This is a genomic window from Streptomyces albidus (ex Kaewkla and Franco 2022), from assembly GCF_013870515.1.
Taxonomy (GTDB): Bacteria; Actinomycetota; Actinomycetes; order Streptomycetales; family Streptomycetaceae; genus Streptomyces; species Streptomyces albidus.
Window position 1 is genome coordinate 17,690 of the sequence record NZ_JACBXA010000015.1, and the last position, 19,826, is coordinate 37,515.

Genomic DNA, 19,826 nt, shown 5'->3' on the forward strand with positions numbered 1-19,826 from the left:
CGGCTGGGGACTTGCTCGTCCAGCGGTCCGAGAAATCGTTCGCCGCGGCCCGTTGAGGCGTGCTGAGGTGGCTCCGTGACCACTTCTCCGCCGCCCTCGCCGTACGACGGATCGCAGCCCGGCGGCGATCCGTCGCCCGGAGCGCTCGTTTGGGCCGCCGGACTCCTCGGCTCGGGCACCGGTTCCGCCGTGCGCGCCATTCGTCCCCTGAGCGGCGGGAGTCACGCCTCCACACACCTGCTGCAGGCCGCCGACCCGGAACAGCAGGCCGTGCTGCGGCGTTTCCCGCGCGGCGACGACTCCGCGGCCCGCGAGGAGAAGGTCTTGACCGCACTCGACGGCATGGGCGGTTTTGCCCCGCGTCTGCTCGGCGTCGACCCGCACGGTGAACACTGCGGTCTACCCGCCGTCCTGATCACCCGCCTCCCAGGGCGGGCAGACATCACCCCCGCCGATCCGGACGCCGCCGCTGCTGAACTAGGGCGCGCTCTCGCCCGCCTGCACGCCGTCCCCACCACCCGGCTCACCGAGTTCCGTGACGGCGTCACCGCCATTCGCAGCAGCTCGGGCCCGGCGGCGGAGGTGCTGGACGGGCACGCCGACCGGCTCGCCGCCCAGCCGCGAGTGCTGACCCACTTCGACTACTGGTCGGGGAACGTGCTGTGGAAGGGCGGCGAACTCACGGGAGTGATCGACTGGGACGGGGCGGGCCTGGCGCCGCGCGGGTTCGATGTCGGCTGGTGCCGGCTCGACCTCGCCCTGCTGTACGGCCCCGACACCACCACCGCCGACACCTTCTCGGCCGCCTATCGGGAGGCGTCCGGCACCCCGCTGCTCGACCCGGCGCTGTGGGACCTCCACACCCTCGCCCGCTCCCACCGCACCGTCGAGACATGGGTCCCCAACTACGCCGGCCTCGGCCGCGCCGACCTCACCGCCCGGGAGCTCCGCCGTCGCCACACCGGGTGGACGGCCCGGTGTCTGGGCGCTGTCGACGTCGAGGCGTCGGACCACCGGGGGAGCCGACGGAGTTGATCAGTCCTTCAGAGCCGGTCATCGCCGGCGCATCCGTCCTTAGGCGCGGCCCCGGGCCGTACGATTCGCTGCCGCCGGGCCGTTGAGCCCGGCGCGGCCGCTCAGCGACCGTCGTGGAGGTTGCGGCGCAGAAGCGGGAGCAGACGTTCCCAGTGGCGCTCCAGCGCGGGCGGGCTGTACGAGGCGGTGTCGGACATGGTGAAGCCGTGCGGGCCCGGATACACCTCGGTCGTGTAGGTGACGCCCGCCTCGTCCAGGGCCTGGTCCAGCCGGACGATGTCCTCCGGAGGCATGGACGTGTCGTTCTCGGCGTGGCCGAAGTGGAGTTCGGCGGTGATGCCGCCGACGTCCAGGTGCGGGCTCTCCGGCGTGTCGTTGGCGAGGCGGGCACCGTGGAAGCCGGCTGCCGCGGCGACCCGCTCGGGGTTGGCGGAAGCGGTGCGAAGGGCCAGGGCCGCGCCCATGCAGTAGCCGGTCACGCCCACCTTGCCGGCGCTGACCTGCTCCTGGTCCGCCAAGAAGTCGAGATAGGCGCGCGAATCGCGGATCGCGTCGTCCGGGGTGTGCGCCGCCATGACGGGCATGACCTTGGCGATGAACGCCTCACGCCCCTCCTGCTCGCGCATGTCGGGCAGCGGGAAGAGGGGCGCCCGGCCCTGACGGTAGAAGACGTTCGGTGCGAGGACGTAGTAGCCGTGAGAGGCGAGTTGTTCCGCCAACTCCCGGATGACGGGCCGCAGTCCGATCACGTCCATGTACATCAGTACGGCCGGGTACTGCCCGCCTCCGGCCGGGTACGCCGCGAAGGCGTCCGCCGTGCCGTCCGGAGCAGGGATGTCGATGCCGAGGGACGTGGTTTCCATCGTTCTGAGATCCTTCCGCTGCGGCAGCTGAGCCGCAGTCCGTACTATCACTGCCGCTCGGCACGCGGTGCGGGCGGCCCCCGGAGCGCGGCTCGACCGGCGACGGCCCCGGGCCGTGCCCCGTCTCACGTGCCGGTGCCGGCCGCCGTCGTACGCGCGACGATCACCTCGATGCCGTCCAGGATCCTGTCGAGCCCGAAGCGGAAGTCCTCGTCGGGCTCCTGCCCTTCGGCACTCATTTCGAACACCCCCGCGTCGAGGACCCCGTGCAGCGCCGGGAACTCCTCCGGGCCGGTGAGCATCGAGAGCTGTCGGGTGTAGGCGGACAGGACGGTCTCCTCGGTGTCTCCGGACGCGCGCATGGCCGCCGCCAGCTGGCTCTCCAGGAGCGCCTGACTGCGCACGAACTGAGTGACCAGCAGCAGTGAACCCAGCTGTTGACCAGGGGCGAGGCCCGCGGCGCGCAGGCAGCGCAGAGCGGCCTCCATCCAGCGCACCGAGTTCGGCGTCACGGGCGGCCCACTGATCGCGATCTCAGCGGACCACGGGTGGCGGCGCGCGACCGCCATCTGCTCCTCGGCCCAACGGACAAGCCCCGACCGCCAGTTCTCGTCGTCCGCAATCGCGGGCGCGGGGCCGATGACGGCGTCCCCCATCAGCGTCACCAGCTCTTCCTTGGCCGACACATAGCGATAGAGCGACATGGTCGCGACGCCGAGCTCCTGGGCGACCCTGCTCATCGACACGGACCCGAGCCCGTCGGCGTCCGCGACGGTGACGCCCGCTTCCACGATCTCCGTGAGGCTCAGCGCGCGCTTCGGCCCCTTCTTCGGCTGCTCCCGGAAACCCCAGGCCAGTTCGATGCTGGCGGGCAGCCCGGTCGCGGTGTTCTCGCTCATGGCCTCGCTTCATGCAGACGTTGACAGCCGCCGATTCTCTGCGTACAACATACACAGTAGCTAATGCGTATGACATACGCAGAGATGAGGGGCGGGGCATGGACGAAGCGATCGAAGCAGTGGGGGTGGTGAAGTCCTATGGCGCGGTGCAGGTTCTCAAAGGTGTGGATCTCTCGGTACGAAGCGGCAGCGTGGCCGCACTTCTCGGTCCGAACGGCGCGGGCAAGACGACCATGGTGCGGATCCTGGCCACACTCACCACGGCGGACGCCGGGGAGGCGGCCGTGGCGGGCTGCGACGTCCGGCGAGAGCGCAGCGAGGTGCGCCGCAGGATCAGCCTGACCGGGCAGTACGCGGCACTCGACGAGCTGCAGACCGGCATGGAGAACCTGCGCATGATGGCCGGGCTGACCGGCATGAACGGACGGAAGGCCAAGGCTCGCAGCGCCGAACTGCTCGGGCAGTTCGACCTCGAACATGCCGCGGACCGGCGGGTGAAGACCTACTCGGGCGGCATGCGCCGCAGACTGGACATCGCCGCCGGCCTTGTCGGCAGCCCTTCGGTGATCTTCCTGGACGAGCCGACCACCGGGCTCGACGTGCGCAGCAGGCACACGATGTGGTCCGTGGTCTCACAACTGGCCCGCTCAGGTGTGACGGTGCTGCTGACCACGCAGTACCTCGAAGAGGCCGATCACCTCGCGGACCGGGTCGCGGTGCTCGATCAGGGCAGGATCGTGGCCGAAGGCACCCCGGCTCAGCTCAAGCAGCGGGTCGGCGGGCACAGGCTGGACCTGACGACGACCGACCACGCCGCCTTCAGCCGCTTGCGCGCCGAGTTGGGCGCGAGGGCGATGGCGGCTGACGCGCGGGAGCTGACGCTGAGCGTCGCGACCGACGGCACAGCGGCCGAAGTGCGGAGCCTGCTCGACGAGTTGGACCCCGCTCATGATGCGATCGACCGGTTCAGCACCCACGGAACCTCCCTGGACGATGTGTTCATCGCGCTGACCGGACGCGCCGCGGTCGCCGGCGACGGCGGCGGACCCGCAAGTCCCGGAGGCTCCGAAAGAGAGGCCGCTCATGTCTGACGCGACCAGCACGAGGGAGGCCGGTCACGCGGTGGACGACGCCGTCCGGCACTTCGCGCCGCTCCAGCAGACGTTGATCATGTCGCGGCGCAGCGTACGGCTGACCATGCGAGAGGTCGACGGGCTGCTCACCTCGCTCTTCCTGCCCGTCATGATCATGCTGCTGTTCGTCTACCTCTTCGGTGGCGCCATCGAGACGCCGACAGCCCAGTACGTCGACTTCGTGCTCCCCGGCGTGCTGTTGATGTGCACGGGGTACGTCGCCGCGTTGACGGCCACGAGCGTCACGCGGGACATGAAGGAAGGCATCATCGACCGCTTCCGGTCGATGGGGGTCGCGGGCGGCTCCGTGCTGACGGGCCACGTCGCATCGAGCCTGGTGCGCAGCTGCTTTGCGTCCGTCCTGATCGTGATCACGGCGCTCCTGATCGGCTTCCGCTCGGACGTGGGTGCGCTGAAGTGGCTCGGCGTGGCGGGCACGCTGGCGATGTTCGTGTTCGGCATCTCGTGGCTGGCGGCGGTGTTCGGGCTGCTGGCCAGGACCCCCGAGGGCGCGAGCGGGTTCAGTTTCGCCATCATGTTCCTGCCCTACGCCAGCAACGGATTCGTGCCGATCGAATCGATGCCGGGATGGATTCAGGGCTTCGCCGCGAACCAACCGGTGACGCCAGTCATCGACACGCTGCGGGGCCTGCTCCACGGCACCCCCGTCGGGTCGAGCGCCTGGACGGCTGCTGCCTGGTGCGCGGGCATCACCGCGGTGTCGCTCGTCCTCACGGCGTGGCTCTTCCGTCGCCGTACCGCGTGAGGCTGGCTCCCTGAACGGGCGGGTGAGCAGTCGTCAGCTCCAGCCTGACGACTGTTTCGCGTCAACTCACGCCTGACAAAAGCAGGTTGCCAGGTTCTGCATGACAAGTCCCATGCCGTCAGCCGTAGCCTGACGGCATGACGGACACGGTGGACCCCTCACTTCTCACCGACCCCGGGCCCCTCTCGCCTCGCGACGAAGCCCGCCTCGCGCACGTCGGCACCCTCCTCGGCCTCGTCGAAGCAGCCCTGAAACAGGTGCCGGTCACTCCCGATCCCGACACCGAGCCGGGTGCGCTGCTGTCCGCCGCCTTGCAGATCAAGAAGCGCGCCGCCCAGCTGGTCAGTACGGCGGTCGTGGCGGAGCGGGAACGCGGCACCTCCTACGCCGTGCTCGGTCACGTCGCCGGAATGTCCCGGCAGAGCGCCCACACCAAGTGGGCCAAGGAACTGGACGCCTGGGCCAGGACCGGCCGCACCCGCAAGCCCCCTGAGAACCGCACTCCGCTCCAGGTGGCCGTCATCTACGAACCGTCAGTTCCGGCCTGGACGCCGTGCGGCTGCCCGGCTCCACGGGCGAGGACCAGATGCGCCGTGAGCGGGCCACCGTCCTCCACGAGCAGCGAGCCGTGCTGTTCGGAGAACTGAAGGCCCTGCGCGCGGAGTACGACCGCCTGCGCGGTGGCGCCCCGCGCGCCCGGGTGGAGAACCTGCACGCGACTGCGGCGACCTACGAGGAGTTGGCCGAACTCTACGATCAACTCGTCCCGCTGGAGCCCGCACTCGTCGAGGAGCACAGGGACGCAGCCGAACAGCACCGCCGCGAAGGTGCCCAGGCCCGTGACCACGCCGAGCTGATCGGGATGAAGGCAGGAGTCCCACAGAACTGACGCTGTCCTGGGCCCGGCCGTACGGATGGGAGGGCACCGGCGTCGTGCCCGTACCCGTCCCTGGTCGCGAACCACGGCGTCTTCGCCGATTCACCGATGTCGGGAAGGCGTCGGCCGAGCCCGGCGTCGACGGCAGAGTGAGTGCTTGATCGTCAGGCGGGTGCCTCAGGTGTCGGCCATCGGCTCGCGTGCCGTCTCCCGGACGACACATGCGCCGATCAGGGTGAACAGCATGGCGGCCGCGCAGTACACGACGACGATGTTCTCGGTGCCGGTGGTGCTGACGAGCCAGGCCACCACCAGCGGAGCGGTCCCGCCGAACAGGGCGTTCGCCAGGGTGTAGGCCACCGACAGCGCACTCATGCGCACCGTCGTGGGGAAGAGCTCGGACAGCAGCGTCGGCACCATGCCCATGACTCCTGCGGCGAAAATCCCGAAGAGTGCCTGGGAGAGAGCGACAGCCGCCAGGGTTCCACTCTGGGCGATCTTGAAGATCGGATAGGTGAGGATCAGCAGGCACAGTGCCCCGCCGATGATGAACGGCTTGCGTCCGAACCGGTCGGACAGCCGGCCCCACAGCAGGTTCGCCGCGGAGTAGACGAGCAAGCCGATGAGGGTTCCGCCCAGTGCGACCGGAAGCGGCACTCCGCGCTCGGAGTTGAGGTAGGCCGGTATGTAGTTGTGGAAGACGTACGTGGTGACCGTGCCGCCGGTGACGATCGCGGCACCCAGCAGGATCTGCTTCCCGTGACGGCGCATGGCCTCGGCGACGGGCATCGACGGCTTGCTGTCCATCGCGTGGCGGAGGTCGGAGACGTGCTGGTACTCGGGTGTCTCTTCCAGCTTCATCCTGAGGTAGAGGCCGATGGCGCCGAGGGGCAGCGCGAGGGCGAACGGGATGCGCCAGCCCCATGAGTGGAGCTGGGCGTCGTCGAGCACGGAGCTGAAGAGGAGGACGGTCGCGGTGGCGGCCGCCGAGCCGAGGCCGACGGTGGCCATCTGCCACGATCCGTACCGGCCGCGCCGGCCTGGTGGCGCGTACTCCACGATGAAGGTGGCCGAGCCGCCGAACTCGCCGCCGGCCGTGAAGCCTTGGAGAGCCCTGATGACCAGAAGGAGCAGCGGAGCTCCCATGCCGATCTGTGCGTAGCTGGGCAGCAGTGCGATGGCGGCCGTGCCGACCGACATGGCGAGAACCACCGCGGCAAGGACGTTGCGGCGTCCGGCGCGGTCGCCGAGATTGCCCAGGACCACGGCGCCGAACGGACGGGCGACGAACGCGACGCCGAAGGTGGCGAAGGTGGCGATCAGCGCCGCCTGAGGGTCGGCGGAGGGGAAGAAGACGCGGGCCAGAATGGTCGCCGAAGCTCCGTACAGGACGAAGTCGTACCACTCCACGAAGTTGCCGATGGCGCCGGCAACGACGGCCCTGCGGGAAACGGCCTTCTCGGGCCGCCGCACGGCGGGCGCTTCGGCGAAGTCACTGTCACTGATGGTTGGTTCGTGCGCCATGGTTGCTCCTTGTCCTGTGCGACGCGCCCGTGTCACCCGATGTCGTCGGCGGAATCGAGACGCCCGGTTCTGGCGATGCGCTCGAAGACGTACGCACTGCGTTTGGGCACGCGGGCGAAGTCCTTGTCCCGGTCGACTGCGATGAGGCCGAACTTCGGTCCGTACCCCGCGGACCACTCGAAGTTGTCGAACGCCGACCAGTGGAGATAGCCGCGGACGTCGACACCTTCGGCGCGCGCCTGGGCGAGGGCGGCGAGGTGGGAGGTGAGGTAGTCGACGCGCTCCGCGTCGTCCTCGGTGGCCATGCCGTTCTCGGTGACGTAGAGGGGCAGGCCGGTCTCGGCGGCCCGATGGAGCATCTGCCGGAATCCGTCGGGGTGCACCGCCCAGCCCATCTGCGTCGTTCGCGTCCCGGCGGGGGGTTCGGAGAAGAACGTCGGGCAGGCCGGGTCGACCCATTGCTTGCGGTAGTACTGAACCCCCAGCCAGTCACCCCGGTCGGGACCGACGAGCCCGTCGAGGTACACGTCGACGATCTCCTCCCGCATGGCGCGGTGGAACGCCTGGCAGCTCTCGTCGTCCTCACGGGCGGGTGCGAGCAGCGGCAGTTGCACGACGAGACCCGTCCGGGACTCACCCGCGCCGGTTCGCATCGCCCGCACCGCTGCCCGGTGCGCCGCAAGCAGCACAAGCCCGACGCGCTGCCAGAGCGCGGCGTTGGTGACGCCGGGCGGATACCGGCCTTCTAGATATCCGTGCAGGGCCACCATCTGCGGCTCGTTCACGGTGCAGACGAACGGCATGAGGTCGCCCAACTCGGCGGCGACGCGAGTGCAGTACCGCTCGAACACCTCGACCGCATCGGGAGCGAGCCAGCCGCCCCGGTCCGCGAACCACCGGGGGACGGTGAAGTGATGGAGCGTGACGAAGCCGGTCAGTCCGGTCTCCGCGAGTGCGGTCAGCACGCGCCTGTAGTGCGCCAGGGCCGCGGCGCTGAACTCTCCGGGGGCCGGTTCGATCCGGGACCACTCCAGCGACAGCCGGTGAGCGTTGTGCCCCAGGGACTTCAGCAGTGCGAAGTCGTCGGCGTAGCGGTGGTAGTGGTCGATGCCGTCGCCGGACGACTCGAGGGCCGCCGTGGAGGGGTCGTGTTCGAAGTCCCACCAGTCGTTGTTGACGTTGCCGCCTTCGACCTGATGGGCGGCTGTGGCGCTTCCCCACAGGAAGTCGGTGGGGAACTCGGCTCCGGGCTCCGGAGCACTGGCCTGGGGAGTCGTCACACTCTCTCCTCGGTTCTGCGGACGGCACGGGCGGCGAAGGGTTGCGGGCGAACATATGACCCTGAGGGACTTAAGTCCACCCTGTGGTGCAAAAGAGTTCCCCGCGGGCAGGGAATCGTCCCGGCGGCATAGAGTTGGAAGGGGTCGTGGCCCAAGAGGCTCTGGCCACGAACCAACCGGTGGATGCCGACAGGGATCGATGAGAAGAGGGAAACGACTTGGAGCGTTCGCGGCCGACGCCTCTCACCGACAGCCTGTTCTGGGTGCTCAGCCTGCTGCGGTCGACGGACGGGATCACGCGCCCGGAGCTCGCCCGGCAAACGGGACTCACGCGGAAGGTCGTCGTCCAGCGCGTCGAGGACCTGATCGTCTGCGGCCTCGCCGAGGACGGAGCGATGGCCAGGTCCACCGGCGGACGCGCGCCCCGTGAGGTCAGGTTCCGTGCGGGCGGCGGGCACCTGCTCGTCGCGGAGCTCACGGCCACCAGCGTCACCGTGGGTGTGGCCGATCTCCGGGGCGCGGTTCTGAGCCAGACCGACCAGGAGCTCGATCCTGCGGCAGGTCCGGAGGCCGCCCTCACGCGTGTCGAGGGGCTCTTCGACGAGCTCCTGACGAAACGGCCCGCCGGCGCGCCACCGATCTGGGGCATCGGCATCGGTGTACCCGGCCCTGTGGCCATCGCGACCGGGCGGCCCATCGGGGCGGTCTCAACCACCAGTTGGGTCGACTACCCCGTGCGCGACCGCTTGGCCGCCCGCTACGACGTCCCGGTCTGGGTCGACAACGAGGTCAATCTGATGGCTCTCGGCGAGACCCGCGCCGGTGTCGCCCGCGACCACTCCGACATGCTCTTCCTCAAGATCGGCAGCGGAATCGGCGGAGCCGTCGTCGCGAACGGCGCCCTCGCCCGGGGCTCCGGGGGCTTCGCCGGGGAGATCGGGCACGCGGTTGTCTCGTCCGATGTCACCGAGCCGTGCTGGTGCGGCAGAACCGGTTGCCTCACGCAGGTCGCCGGAGCCCGGGCGCTCGGCATCCAGGGCGAAGAGGCAGCGGTCGAGGGCCGCAGCCCCGTCCTGGCGGCCATCAGGGCGCAGGGACGCCGGATCGGCCCCCAAGAGGTGTTCACCGCGGCCCTCGCCGGCGACAAGACGAGCCATGAACTTCTCAGCACCGTGGGCGAGTTGATCGGCAGGGCCGTCTCGGTCGTCGTCAACATGCTCAACCCTTCGCTGTTCCTGGTCGGCGGAGGACTGGTGCGTATGGACGACCCTCTGATGACAGCACTCCGACGAACCGTCGACGACCTGTCGCTACCCGATGCGGTCCATGACCTGCAGTTCGCCGTATCGCCCCTGGGGAATGCCGCGGGACTGATCGGCGCCGCCTACATGGTCGTCGACGACCTGCTCTCTCCCCGGCTCCTGGATGTGTGGAGCGCCCACGGGTCTCCGGCCGGTCTCGCGAAGACGGTTCACGACCTTCCCAGGCCGTGAACCGGCCGACATCGTCAACGGCACTCATCTCTCCGGGACCTGCCGGCCCGGCTCGTGCCCGCCGCAGGCGGATCACCGACCTCACTCACTCAAGGCGGGAGAGCCGGCGGCCGGTCGTCCGTACGCGCAGCCGGCGCTATGCGAGGAGTTGCTGCAGTTCCTGACAGGCTCGCTCAGCCCGCTCGCCCGTCCCCCTGTGCGCGACGAGGCGAGGAAGGCTCTGAACCGGGTGGTCCAGGTACCGGGCGGCTCGGTCGGCCACCTGGGCGGCGTCCTCGACGAGTCCGTGCCCGACCAGCATCGAGACCGCCTTCGGCCACAGCTCCACGGTGTCCATGAGTTCGCGCACCGTCCTCGGGGTGGGCTCTGATCCCGAGCACGGGTCCGGCACGGTCCACGAGTGCCGCCCATGGCGCACGGTGACGGGCTCCTGTCCCGGCGGATGCACCGTGGCGCGTGTGCCGACGGGCACCACGACGTCGAGAGAGAACTGACCGTCCGCGCGCTGCCACGCGACCGAGGCCTCGCCGTAGGGCGTCAGATGCCGCGCCGAGGCGTGCGTCAGGGGAAGGCGCGGTCGTGGCCTCACGGTGATCTCCCGATAGCCGGGTGCGGCCGGCGCGAGTCCGGCGACCACGCGATGCATCCAGTCCGCCACCGCTCCGAGCGCGTAGTGGTTGAACGACGTCATCTGGCCGGGGTTGATCGAGCCGTCCGGCAGCATGCTGTCCCAGCGCTCCCAGATCGTCGTGGCACCCATGCCGACCGGGTACAGCCACGACGGGCAGCCCCGCTCCAGCAGCAACTTGTATGCCAGATCGGTCCGTCCGGACGACGTGAGCGCGTCCGTGATCATGGGCGTGCCCACGAAGCCGGTGCTGATGCGGAACCCGTTCATGCGCAAGAGATCCGCGAGCCTGCGCGCGGCGCACTCCCGTTGGGAGGCCTCGGGCAGCAGTGCCCATTCCAGGGCCAGCGCGTATGCCGTCGGCGCGTCGCTGAGCATGCGGCCCGAGCCGGTCACGTACTCGCGGGCGAACGCCTCCCGGGTGCGGGCGGCCAGCGACGCGTATCGCTCGGCCTCCTCCTCACGTCCCAGCAACTGCGCGGTCTCAGCGACGATCTCCGCAGACCGGGCGAGGTGCGCCGTGGCGACGAGATCGGGGTCCGTCTGCGCGGCGAACGGATTGTCGGGCGGTGCGGTGGGGTCCAGCCAGTCGCCGAACTGCCATCCTCCGGCCCGGACGCCGTCCGTGGTCAGCGACGCGACCTTGTCCACCCAGCCGCGCATGCTGGGGAGTTGCCGCTCGAGGATGCCGACGTCGTGATAGCGCTGATACAGCACCCACGGCACGATCGCGGCCGCGTCGCCCCAAGCGGCGGCTGTGGGGCTCTCCTTGTTCACGAGCTCCTGTGGATGAGGGATCTCCGGGATCACCCACGGCACCGATCCGTCCGCGTGCTGGTCGGCGGCGACGTCCGCGAGCCAGGAGTCCAGGAATCCCGCCGTGTCGAAGAGGAAGCTCGCGGTGGGCGCGAAGACCTGGATGTCGCCGGTCCAGCCGAGCCGCTCGTCCCGCTGCGGGCAATCCGTCGGGATGTCGAGGAAGTTGCCGCGGGTGCTCCACACGACGTTCTCGTGGAACCGCTCCAAGTCCGGCTCGGAGCAGGAGAACCATCCGGTCCGCCGCAGCTGCGTGCCCACCACGACTGCTTCCACGTCGGCTGCCTGGAGGTCGGCGACGCCGGTGACCTGGGCGTACCGGAAGCCGTGGTAGGTCAGGCTCGGCTCGAGCACCGCTTCGTCGGCGTCCGCGAGGACGTAGCCGGCGGTGGCCTCGGCTGTACGAAGCGGACGCACGCCGAGTTCACCGTTCTCCAGGACCTCCGCGTGGTGGACGAGGACCTCGTCACCCGACTTCGTGTTCCGCACGCGAAGCCGCACCCAGCCGACCACGTTCTGGCCGAAGTCCACCAGCGTCTGCCCCGACGGCGACCGGAAGACCCTCTCGGCTGCGACCACTTCGGTGATCCCCACCGGCGGTCCGGTGGGCGCTGTGAGACGGCTGAGGTCTGCCTCGACGATCTCCACGCCGTCCTTCCTGGAGTCCGCTCCTCGCAGGTCGGTGCGCTGGCCGTCGTAGATCTCGTTGACGACGATGCCGCTCTCGCGTGCCGTCCACTCCTCGTCGGTGCCGATGACCTCTCGCGTGCCGTCCAGGTAGGTCACCTCGAGCTGGGCGCACAGGGCCAACCGGTCGCCGTAGTTGGCTCGTCGGCCACCTGACAGGCCGATTCGGCCGCGATACCAGCCGTTGCCCAGCAACACCTCCAGCGTGTTCTCGCCCTCCTGGACCAGGTCCGTGACGTCGTAGGTCTGGTACCGCAGGCGGTTGTGGTAACTGGTCCAGCCGGGTGCGAGCACCTGCTCGCCCACCTGGCCGCCGTTCAACGTCGCCGCGTAGACCCCGTGTGCCGTGGCGTAGATGCGGGCAGACGCGATGCCGGAGCGCAGGGGCACGCTGCGCGAGAGGATCGGGGCCCGCTCGCCGATGGCGCCGATGGTCCTTGGGCTGATGAAGCGGCCGGTCCAGTCCCCGGGTTCGAGCAGACCCGTCTCCACGGTGGATGCGGGGCTGAAGTCCGTCCACTGATCGCCGGAGGCCACACGTACGCGTACGGACGCCCGCGTGCGAGCGGGGAGCGGCTCGAACGGCCAGGGGACCAGGACCTGTTCGTCCGAGTCGACGCGGACCGTCGTCGTGCCGTCCAGTTCCAGTTCGTACGCGGTCTGCTGCCACATCGGGTCGTCGGTGCCGATCTGCCAGGACAGGCGCGGCGACGGCGTGCCGATTCCGAGCGCGGAATCGAGGTGCTCGAAGCGAACGGGGCTGATGGTCACGGACTTAGCATTCATACCGGTGCACGCTCCGATTCGATCTGCTCCAGTGACTTGCCGGACGTGTCCGGCATGAAGAAGTAGCCCACGGTGCCGCTGATCACCAGGAACACCACCAGCAGCGCCGCGACGGGCTCGATCCCGGTGCTCGCGAGCGCGGGGACGAAGAAACTCCAGATGCCGAGAAGGACCCGGGCGGTGCCGAAGGTGAGGCCCTGGGCGGTGCCGCGCAGGATGGTCGGGAACAGCTCCTGGCTGAAGACCTTGTACATCGCCTCACCGGCAAGCGCGGCGCCCACGGCCCAGAACACGATGTTGCCGATGATCACCGGAATGGTGAAGGGGAAGATCAAGTAGATCGTGAAAGCGGTGACCTGCATCAACGCGCCGATGCCCCACATGCGCTTGCGGGTGGCGTGGGAGCGGTCGGCAAGCCGCATGAACAGCACGAGTGTCGCCACCAGTCCGAGGCCGAAGCCGAGGGCGGTGAGTCCGACGCTGACTGCCTGGCTGCCGGCGTCGAGCGACTTGATGATGTACGGGTTGAAGATCCCCTTGGTGCCGGCGGCGAGGTTCCAGAACGCGTAGATGGTCACGGTCCACAGCAGCGCCTGCAGATTCGCGCCGCTGAACAGGTTCCGGAGTTTCTGCTGGACCGGAGCCTGGGACGCGGAGGCCTTCTCCCACCGGGGGGATTCGGACAATCCCTGGCGCAGGGCCCAGGTGATGAGCGCGACCAGGACCAGGTGCAGGAAGACGATGCGGATGCCGAGCATGCCGAGCGGCGCGAGGGCGAAGGCGAGCAGCAGCACGACCAACGGCCCGGCGTTCCAGGCGAGGTGGGTGAAGCCCAGCAGCTTGCCGCGTGCCTTGGCGGGCGAGAACTCGCCCACGAGCGCCAGCGAGGCCGGTACGTCGGCGCCCACTGCGACGCCCACGATGAAGGTTCCGATGAACAGCATCGGCGAGTTGAACGACAGCGCGATCAACAGCACCCCCGCCGCGTACACGAGCAGGTCGTACTTGTAGATCCGCTTGCGGCCCAACTTGTCGCCCAACCGGCCGCCGATGAAGGCGCCGAGGGCGCAGCCGAGCGCGTTCGGACCGATCGCGGCGAGTGCCCCGACGGCACCGCTGCTGAGGCCGAGTTCGGATTGGAAGAGGGACAGCCCCGCACTGAGCGCGACGATGGAGCCGGCGTCGATGTACGAGGCCATCCCGGCGAGAATGGCCCACTTCCACTGCTGGCGGCTGATCGTTCCGTCTTCCGCCGGACTTGCGCCGACCCTTTCCGGGGATGCCATGCCGGTCTCCTAGTCCTTACTGGTACTACATATTGAAACGTATTAATCGGGGACCGTAGTTGCCGCATACATGGCTGACAACAGTCTGGACGCGCTTGCATGAATCACTTACTTCGCTCCTCGGCATGAACCGGTACACAGTTGCCCGGCCGACCCCGGGCGAGCACGCGGGAGGCATCAACGCACCCGATGAGCAGCGGTGATCACACGGACTCCGCGCCGGGGGTGCTGCTCAGGCGGCGGCCGGCAAGGGGGCGTGGGGGAGTGCACCGATGGCCTCAGCGGCCTGGGAGCCCCACTCCATACAACGTGAAACGTTTTCACGTGCGCGGGAGTAGAGTGCGAGTGTGAGAGCAGTCGGGCAGTGGTAGCCGGGGCAGACGGGAACACCCGCATGGTCAGCATCAAGGACGTGGCGCGCCGGGCGGGCGTGTCCATCGGCACCGTCTCCAACGCCCTGAACAGGCCCGACCGCGTTTCCCCGGCCACCCGCGCCCGCGTGGCATCGGCTGTCGACGAACTCGGTTACGTGCGCAGCGAATCCGCGCGCCAGCTCCGGGCCGGGCAGAGCCGCATCATGGCTCTGCTCGTCCTCGACATGGGCAACCCGTTCTTCGTGGACATCGCCCGCGGCGCGGAACAGGCCGCTCGCGCCGAAGGCTTGGGCGTCATGCTCTGCAACAGCGAGCAGGACAAGACAGCCGAGGAGCTGTACCTGTCCCTGTTCGCCGAGCAGCGCGTGCGCGGCGTGCTCATCACGCCCGCGGACGAGACCGGTACGACGATGAAGTCCTTCCAGCGGCACGGCATCCCCTACGTCTTCGTCGACCGGGTGGTTGCCGCGCACGAGGCGTGCTCCGTGTCAGTGGACGACGTCGCCGGCGGCGAGCTCGCCGTACGCCACCTGATCGAGGGCGGGCACACCTCCATCGCCTATGTGAGCGGGCCACCGCACCTCGCCCAGTGCCAGGACCGTCTGACAGGCGCACTGAAGGCCCTCAGCGACGCCGGACTCCAGCCGGACTCCCTCACCGTGCTGGAGAACAGCGCCGACGGCGTGGCATCCGGCCGCGACGCCGGCTCCCGCTTCCTCGGCGTCCACCCACGACCCACAGCGATCTTCTGCTCAAACGATCTGCTCGCTCTGGGCGTGCTGCAGACTCTGTTCGCGGCTGGCGTGCGCGTGCCCGACGAGGTCTCGATCGTGGGCTACGACGACATCGAATTCGCTGAAGCCGCCGCGGTTCCGCTGACATCGGTGCGCCAGCCGGCTGTGACGATGGGCAGGACGGCGGCCGAGCTGCTGATCCACGAGACCGGCGAGAACCCGGAACACGTCCACCAGAGGATCGCCTTCCAGCCTGAACTCGTCGTCCGCAACTCCTCCTTGCCCGGCCAGCGATGAAGGACGGTGGCCCTCAGCCCCGAAGGAGGCCGGTACGCCGCAGCCACGACTCGACGTCGGCATCGGCTTCCCGGGCCTTCTCACCGCGTACCGCGAGCCCTTCCCCGATGGTCGCCCCGGGGCAGGACGCCGCGTAGTCCCGCTCCACGGTGCCCAGTCCGCTCATCGCATACGTCGTGAACGGAAAGACCTTCTTCCCGCGGAAGTCGAACTCCTCGGTGAAGGTGGACATGATCATGGGTGCTCTGACGTTCCAGATCGGACTGCCCAGCAGCACCCTGTCGTAACGCTCGATGGAGGACGGCAACTTGGCGATGGCAGGCCGCAAGTCACCGTCCTGCTCGCGGGAGTTGCGCGCGACCGTCGTGTCGTAGTCGTCGGGATAGGGGTCGGCGGCCTCGATGCTGTGCACGTCGCACTCGATGCGCTCGCCGATCATCCGGGCGACCACCTCGGTGTTGCCCGTCTTCAGGTCTGTGCGCCCGCCGTAGTGGTAGTTCTCGCCCGGACGGGAGAAGTAGGCGAGCAGGACACGCTTCCTGGACGTGGCCTTCGCGCCGGGCCGCTGAGCGGATTCCGGTGCGCTCCCGCCACTGGGCGAGGGCGTGGAACAGCCGGTCGTCTGGGCACCGGTCATGGCGGTTGCTCCTCCCAGAAGTACGCCACGGAGGACGGCGCGTCGCCTCATCACGACGGGTTTCCTTTCTCGGCCCCGGGTTCGCCCGTCGTCTGCGCCCCCGCCGGGGATGGATACGGACGCATCGGGATCCGGACGCGCGGCAGGCCCTCCGCACGATCAGCTCTGTTGTGGTCAGGCGGCTGCTCAGGTGTGCCGGTCAGGCGTCCAGGCGCCGATTGGCGAGCCAGTCGACCATGGCCGGGTCGCGGTGATCGAAGAACAGCGAGTCCCCGGTCTCCAGGGTGGCGATCGACGCCATCTGGTCGTCGGTGAGTTCGAAGTCGAAGACGTCGAAGTTCTCCGCCATGCGCTCGGCATGGACCGACTTGGGAATCGCGACGATGCCGCGCTGGATCAGCCAGCGCAGCGCGACCTGTGCCACTGACTTGCCGTGCTCGGCCCCGATCTCGCTCAGCAGCGGGTTCGTGAAGAGGTTGTTGCGGCCTTCGGCGAACCCGCCCCACGACTGGATCTGGACCCCGCGCTCGCGCATGACCTCGTGGTCGGCGGCGCGTTGGAAGAACGGGTGGGTCTCGATCTGGTTGACCGCGGGTGTGACCTCGTTGTTGACGACGAGGTCGACGAGCCGGTCGGGGTGGAAGTTGGCGACGCCGATCGCCCTGGCACGGCCTTGGCGCTGCAGGTCCTCCATGGCGCGCCACTGGCCGTACACGTCCCCGTAGGGCTGGTGCATGAGGTACAGGTCGAGGTGGTCGAGACCGAGCTTGTTCAGCGACGTCTCGAACGCACGCTTTGTGTTCTCTTGCGCGGGGGCGTCCTGGACCCACAGCTTGGTGGTCACAAACAGCTCTTCACGCGGGACGCCGCTGTTCTTGATGGCGCGGCCGACGGCCTCCTCGTTCTGGTAGGCGGCGGCGGTGTCGAGCAGCCGGTAGCCGGCCGCGAGGGCTTCGGCGACGGCTTGCTCGGTCTGCTCCGGCGGGACCTGGTAGACGCCGAACCCGAGGATCGGCATCTCGACGCCGTTGTTCAGGGTGACGTTCTGCATGGGATCTCCTTCTGTGCGGGAAGAGCGGGCGCGCGTCCGAGTCAGCGCTCGAGCATCCGCAGGCCTGCTTCCGTATGCGTGGCTCCGGCCGCCGCGGGGAGGCCCGTCAGCCTCTCGAGTTGTCCGGCGGTGAGCCGGATTCCCTCGGCGGCGGTGTTCTCCTCGACCCGGCGGACGCGCTTGGTTCCGGGGATGGGAGCGATGTCGTCGCCCTGAGCCAGCAGCCAGGCCAGGGCGACCTGGGCCGGGGAGGCACCGGCTTCGGCTGCCACGGCCTGGACCTCGTCGGCGATGCGCAGGTTGCGCTGGAAATTCTCGCCGGTGAAGCGCGGGTTGCCGTGCCGGAAGTCGCCTTCCTCGAAACCGTCGGTCGAGCGGATCGTGCCGGTCAGGAAGCCGTGCCCCAGCGGCGCGAACGGCACAAGACCGATGTTCAGCTCACGCAGCACCGGCAGCACCCGTGCCTCCGGATCCCGAGTCCACAGCGAGTACTCCGACTGCACAGCGGTCACCGGATGGACGGCGTGTGCGTGGCGGATGGTGTCGGGCCCGGCCTCGGAGAGGCCGATGGCACGGACCTTGCCCTGGTCGACCAGCTCGGCCAGCGCGCCGACGGTCTCCTCGATCGGGACGTCCGGGTCGACGCGGTGCTGGTAGTACAGGTCGATGCGGTCGGTGCCCAGCCGCCTGAGCGAGCCTTCGACGGCGGTACGGATGTTGGCCGGGCTGCTGTCCAGGTTCCACGGGCCCCCGCCCGCATGGGAGACGAGGCCGAACTTCGACGCGAGCACGACCTGGTCGCGGCGCCCCTTGAGGGCACGTCCGAGGAGTTCCTCGTTGGAGTAGGGGCCGTAGATCTCGGCGGTGTCGATCAGCGTGACGCCCAGCTCCAGGGCGCGGTGGAGAGTACGGACGGATTCCGCCTCGTCCTTCCCGGAGTCGGTGTACCCGTGAGACATGCCCATCGCCCCGAGACCGATCCGGGAAACCTCCAGGTCACGCAGCTTGATGTAGCGCATCGTCTCTCTCCGGTTCCTCGCGTTCCAGGGTTCCACTCTGGCCTCGGCCGCCCTGTGACCGCTCGCTCTGCCGGGCTCTGCGGACATGCTCACCGCGCGGTGCGAGGGCGTCCGGAATCCACCTTGGCGTCTTTCCGCCCGCTGCGGCAGGCCGGGATCTTCGGGGGTCATGACAGGGCCCCCCTCGGCAGTGCCGAGCAGGTCAGCGCGGTGTGACACTCGAACCATGGCACCTGAGCGGACCTCCACCGGCAGCGGTGACATGGAGCTGGGCCGATTCCTGCGGGCCCGTCGAACCCGGACCAGCCCGCACCAGGTCGGCCTCACCGTCGGTACCGGTGTGCGCCGCACCCCCGGGCTGCGCCGGGAGGAACTCGCCACGCTTTCCGGGATCAGCATCGACTACTACGTACGACTGGAGCGCGGCAAGGAGACCCGCCCCAGCCCGTCCGTCCTCGACGCCCTCGCCCGGGCCCTGCGCCTGGACGACCAGGAGCACCACCACCTGCGGGAGCTTGCCGCACGCGCCGCGCGGTACGCCCCCGAGCCGCCTCCCGCACCGAGCCGTACCGTGCGCCCTCACCTGAGACTCCTGCTGGAGTCGATGCGCCCGAACCCGGCGTACGTCGTCAGCCGCAGCATGGACCTCCTCGCATGGAACCCCGGCGGCCTCGCGTTGTACGCAGGCCTGGACGACTGGCCCGCCAAGCAGCGCAACCTGGCCCGCTACCTCTTCCTCCACCCGGCCGCCCGCGACCTCTTCCCCGAGTGGAACAACCAGGTCCGCGCCTGCGTCGCCCGCCTGCGCGCGACCGCCGGCACCGCACCGGACGCCCCCGACCTGACCAACCTCGTCGGCGAACTCCTGCTCAAGAGCCCCGACTTCGCCAAGCTCTGGGAACGCTACGACGTGACCGGCCGCAAGCCGGCGCACAAGACGTTCCACCACCCGCACGTCGGCACGATCACCCTCACCGCCCAGTCCATGGAGCTGGAGGGCACCCCGGGCCAGCGCTTCGGCGTCTACACAGCCGAGCCAGGCACCCCCGACCACGACGCCATGCTCCTGCTGGACATGACCGCACCCCGGTCGGCCCCGCACCCAGCAGAGCAGGACCCGGAGCAGCCACCCCGGCACCCCTGACCCGCGGCCGTCCGACGTCGTGATCACGAACAGACAGCGGGGCACGGTCAGCGGCCGACCCGGCCGGGAGTCCCGAGTCGCGCAGTCGGTCCAAGTGGCAGGACGAGCCCCGTACTTGCAACCCTGCCGTCAGGCGGTCCACAGCCGATGGAACTCCTCGGACGTGATGACCTCGAGCGGATCCTCGTCGGGATCGATCGCCTGGTCGGTCAGGAAGCCGTGCTCGTCTTCCAAGTGCTTCCAGCTGTATCGGAAGAGCTCGCCGGCAGAGGTGAGTTCCGCTTGCTTGACGACGGTCAACTCCCTGCCGCGGTAGACGGCTTCGAAGTACCACAGTCCGCCTTCGTCGTCAGCGTGGCGAAAATGGAGACGCCGTGTCGCCGCCTCATCGAGTCCCCGGTAGCTCGCCACGACCTCTGCTTTGATGCGCGCACGGTCAGCCACACGGGCATCGTGCCAGCAGGCGCACCTGCCTGACGTCCGTACGGCCAGAGCGC

Annotated in this window: 18 protein-coding genes; 8 read left to right on the forward strand and 10 right to left on the reverse strand. The window is 69.2% G+C overall.

Annotated elements, in window-relative coordinates; translation table 11 throughout:
- Positions 1–75 precede the first annotated feature (75 nt).
- Positions 76–1,035, forward strand: coding sequence for a phosphotransferase family protein (locus tag H5J26_RS04835; RefSeq protein ID WP_181764423.1), 960 nt, complete (start codon positions 76–78; stop codon positions 1,033–1,035).
- 101 nt (positions 1,036–1,136) lie between these two features.
- Here H5J26_RS04835 and H5J26_RS04840 read toward each other — a convergent pair whose 3' ends face one another.
- Positions 1,137–1,898: a dienelactone hydrolase family protein gene (locus tag H5J26_RS04840; protein WP_181764424.1), complete on the reverse strand. Its 762-nt coding sequence runs from the start codon at positions 1,896–1,898 to the stop codon at positions 1,137–1,139.
- Between the two features lie 125 nt (positions 1,899–2,023).
- A complete protein-coding gene (locus tag H5J26_RS04845; protein WP_181764425.1) occupies positions 2,024–2,797 on the reverse strand; it encodes a TetR/AcrR family transcriptional regulator in 774 nt (257 codons plus the stop codon).
- Positions 2,798–2,895: 98 nt separating this feature from the next.
- Between H5J26_RS04845 and H5J26_RS04850 the strand changes: the two genes are divergently transcribed.
- The 4 genes from H5J26_RS04850 to H5J26_RS04865 all read left to right on the forward strand — a co-directional run bounded on the left by H5J26_RS04850 (position 2,896) and on the right by H5J26_RS04865 (position 5,585).
- Positions 2,896–3,888 carry an ATP-binding cassette domain-containing protein gene (locus tag H5J26_RS04850; RefSeq protein ID WP_181764426.1) on the forward strand — a complete coding sequence of 331 codons (993 nt, stop codon included), beginning with the start codon at positions 2,896–2,898 and terminating at the stop codon, positions 3,886–3,888.
- Positions 3,881–4,696, forward strand: a complete 816-nt coding sequence (locus tag H5J26_RS04855; protein WP_210771013.1) for an ABC transporter permease — start codon at positions 3,881–3,883, stop codon at positions 4,694–4,696. The genes H5J26_RS04850 and H5J26_RS04855 overlap by 8 nt, the downstream gene beginning before the upstream one ends.
- Before the next feature lie 137 nt (positions 4,697–4,833).
- Entirely contained in the window at positions 4,834–5,343 is a 510-nt protein-coding gene (locus tag H5J26_RS04860; RefSeq protein ID WP_181764427.1) for a hypothetical protein, read from the forward strand.
- Positions 5,325–5,585 carry a hypothetical protein gene (locus H5J26_RS04865; RefSeq protein WP_181764428.1) on the forward strand — a complete coding sequence of 87 codons (261 nt, stop codon included), beginning with the start codon at positions 5,325–5,327 and terminating at the stop codon, positions 5,583–5,585. The genes H5J26_RS04860 and H5J26_RS04865 overlap by 19 nt, the downstream gene beginning before the upstream one ends.
- A 165-nt stretch (positions 5,586–5,750) precedes the next feature.
- On the opposite strand, the gene H5J26_RS04870 is transcribed toward H5J26_RS04865, so the two are convergent.
- Positions 5,751–7,097 (reverse strand): MFS transporter, encoded by a 1,347-nt coding sequence (locus H5J26_RS04870; protein WP_181764429.1) that lies wholly within the window; start codon positions 7,095–7,097, stop codon positions 5,751–5,753.
- 32 nt (positions 7,098–7,129) lie between these two features.
- Positions 7,130–8,377 carry a glycoside hydrolase family 1 protein gene (locus H5J26_RS04875; protein ID WP_181764430.1) on the reverse strand — a complete coding sequence of 416 codons (1,248 nt, stop codon included), beginning with the start codon at positions 8,375–8,377 and terminating at the stop codon, positions 7,130–7,132.
- Positions 8,378–8,595: 218 nt separating this feature from the next.
- On the opposite strand from H5J26_RS04875, the gene H5J26_RS04880 reads away from it, so the two are divergent.
- A complete protein-coding gene (locus H5J26_RS04880) occupies positions 8,596–9,870 on the forward strand; it encodes an ROK family protein (RefSeq protein WP_181764431.1) in 1,275 nt (424 codons plus the stop codon).
- Between the two features lie 136 nt (positions 9,871–10,006).
- Here the strand turns inward: H5J26_RS04880 and H5J26_RS04885 are convergent, their stop codons facing one another.
- Both H5J26_RS04885 and H5J26_RS04890 read right to left on the reverse strand, forming a co-directional pair.
- Positions 10,007–12,772, reverse strand: a complete 2,766-nt coding sequence (locus H5J26_RS04885) for a glycoside hydrolase family 78 protein (protein ID WP_309237778.1) — start codon at positions 12,770–12,772, stop codon at positions 10,007–10,009.
- An 11-nt stretch (positions 12,773–12,783) separates the two neighbouring features.
- Positions 12,784–14,073, reverse strand: a complete 1,290-nt coding sequence (locus tag H5J26_RS04890) for an MFS transporter (protein ID WP_181764433.1) — start codon at positions 14,071–14,073, stop codon at positions 12,784–12,786.
- A gap of 394 nt (positions 14,074–14,467) precedes the next feature.
- Between H5J26_RS04890 and H5J26_RS04895 the strand changes: the two genes are divergently transcribed.
- A complete protein-coding gene (locus H5J26_RS04895; protein ID WP_181764434.1) occupies positions 14,468–15,478 on the forward strand; it encodes a LacI family DNA-binding transcriptional regulator in 1,011 nt (336 codons plus the stop codon).
- A gap of 13 nt (positions 15,479–15,491) precedes the next feature.
- Here H5J26_RS04895 and H5J26_RS04900 read toward each other — a convergent pair whose 3' ends face one another.
- The 3 genes from H5J26_RS04900 to H5J26_RS04910 all read right to left on the reverse strand — a co-directional run bounded on the left by H5J26_RS04900 (position 15,492) and on the right by H5J26_RS04910 (position 18,185).
- Entirely contained in the window at positions 15,492–16,115 is a 624-nt protein-coding gene (locus H5J26_RS04900) for a flavodoxin (protein WP_181764435.1), read from the reverse strand.
- Positions 16,116–16,314: 199 nt separating this feature from the next.
- The gene (locus H5J26_RS04905; RefSeq protein ID WP_181764436.1) at positions 16,315–17,166 is read right to left on the reverse strand and encodes an aldo/keto reductase; all 852 of its coding nucleotides are present in this window, start codon (positions 17,164–17,166) and stop codon (positions 16,315–16,317) included.
- Positions 17,167–17,207: 41 nt separating this feature from the next.
- Complete coding sequence (locus tag H5J26_RS04910; RefSeq protein WP_181764437.1) at positions 17,208–18,185, reverse strand: aldo/keto reductase; 978 nt, start codon at positions 18,183–18,185, stop codon at positions 17,208–17,210.
- A 226-nt stretch (positions 18,186–18,411) separates the two neighbouring features.
- Here H5J26_RS04910 and H5J26_RS04915 point away from each other — a divergent pair, with 226 nt between their 5' ends.
- Positions 18,412–19,329, forward strand: a complete 918-nt coding sequence (locus tag H5J26_RS04915) for a helix-turn-helix transcriptional regulator (RefSeq protein ID WP_181764438.1) — start codon at positions 18,412–18,414, stop codon at positions 19,327–19,329.
- A 129-nt stretch (positions 19,330–19,458) separates the two neighbouring features.
- On the opposite strand, the gene H5J26_RS04920 is transcribed toward H5J26_RS04915, so the two are convergent.
- Positions 19,459–19,773, reverse strand: coding sequence for a hypothetical protein (locus tag H5J26_RS04920; protein ID WP_181764439.1), 315 nt, complete (start codon positions 19,771–19,773; stop codon positions 19,459–19,461).
- Positions 19,774–19,826 lie beyond the last annotated feature (53 nt).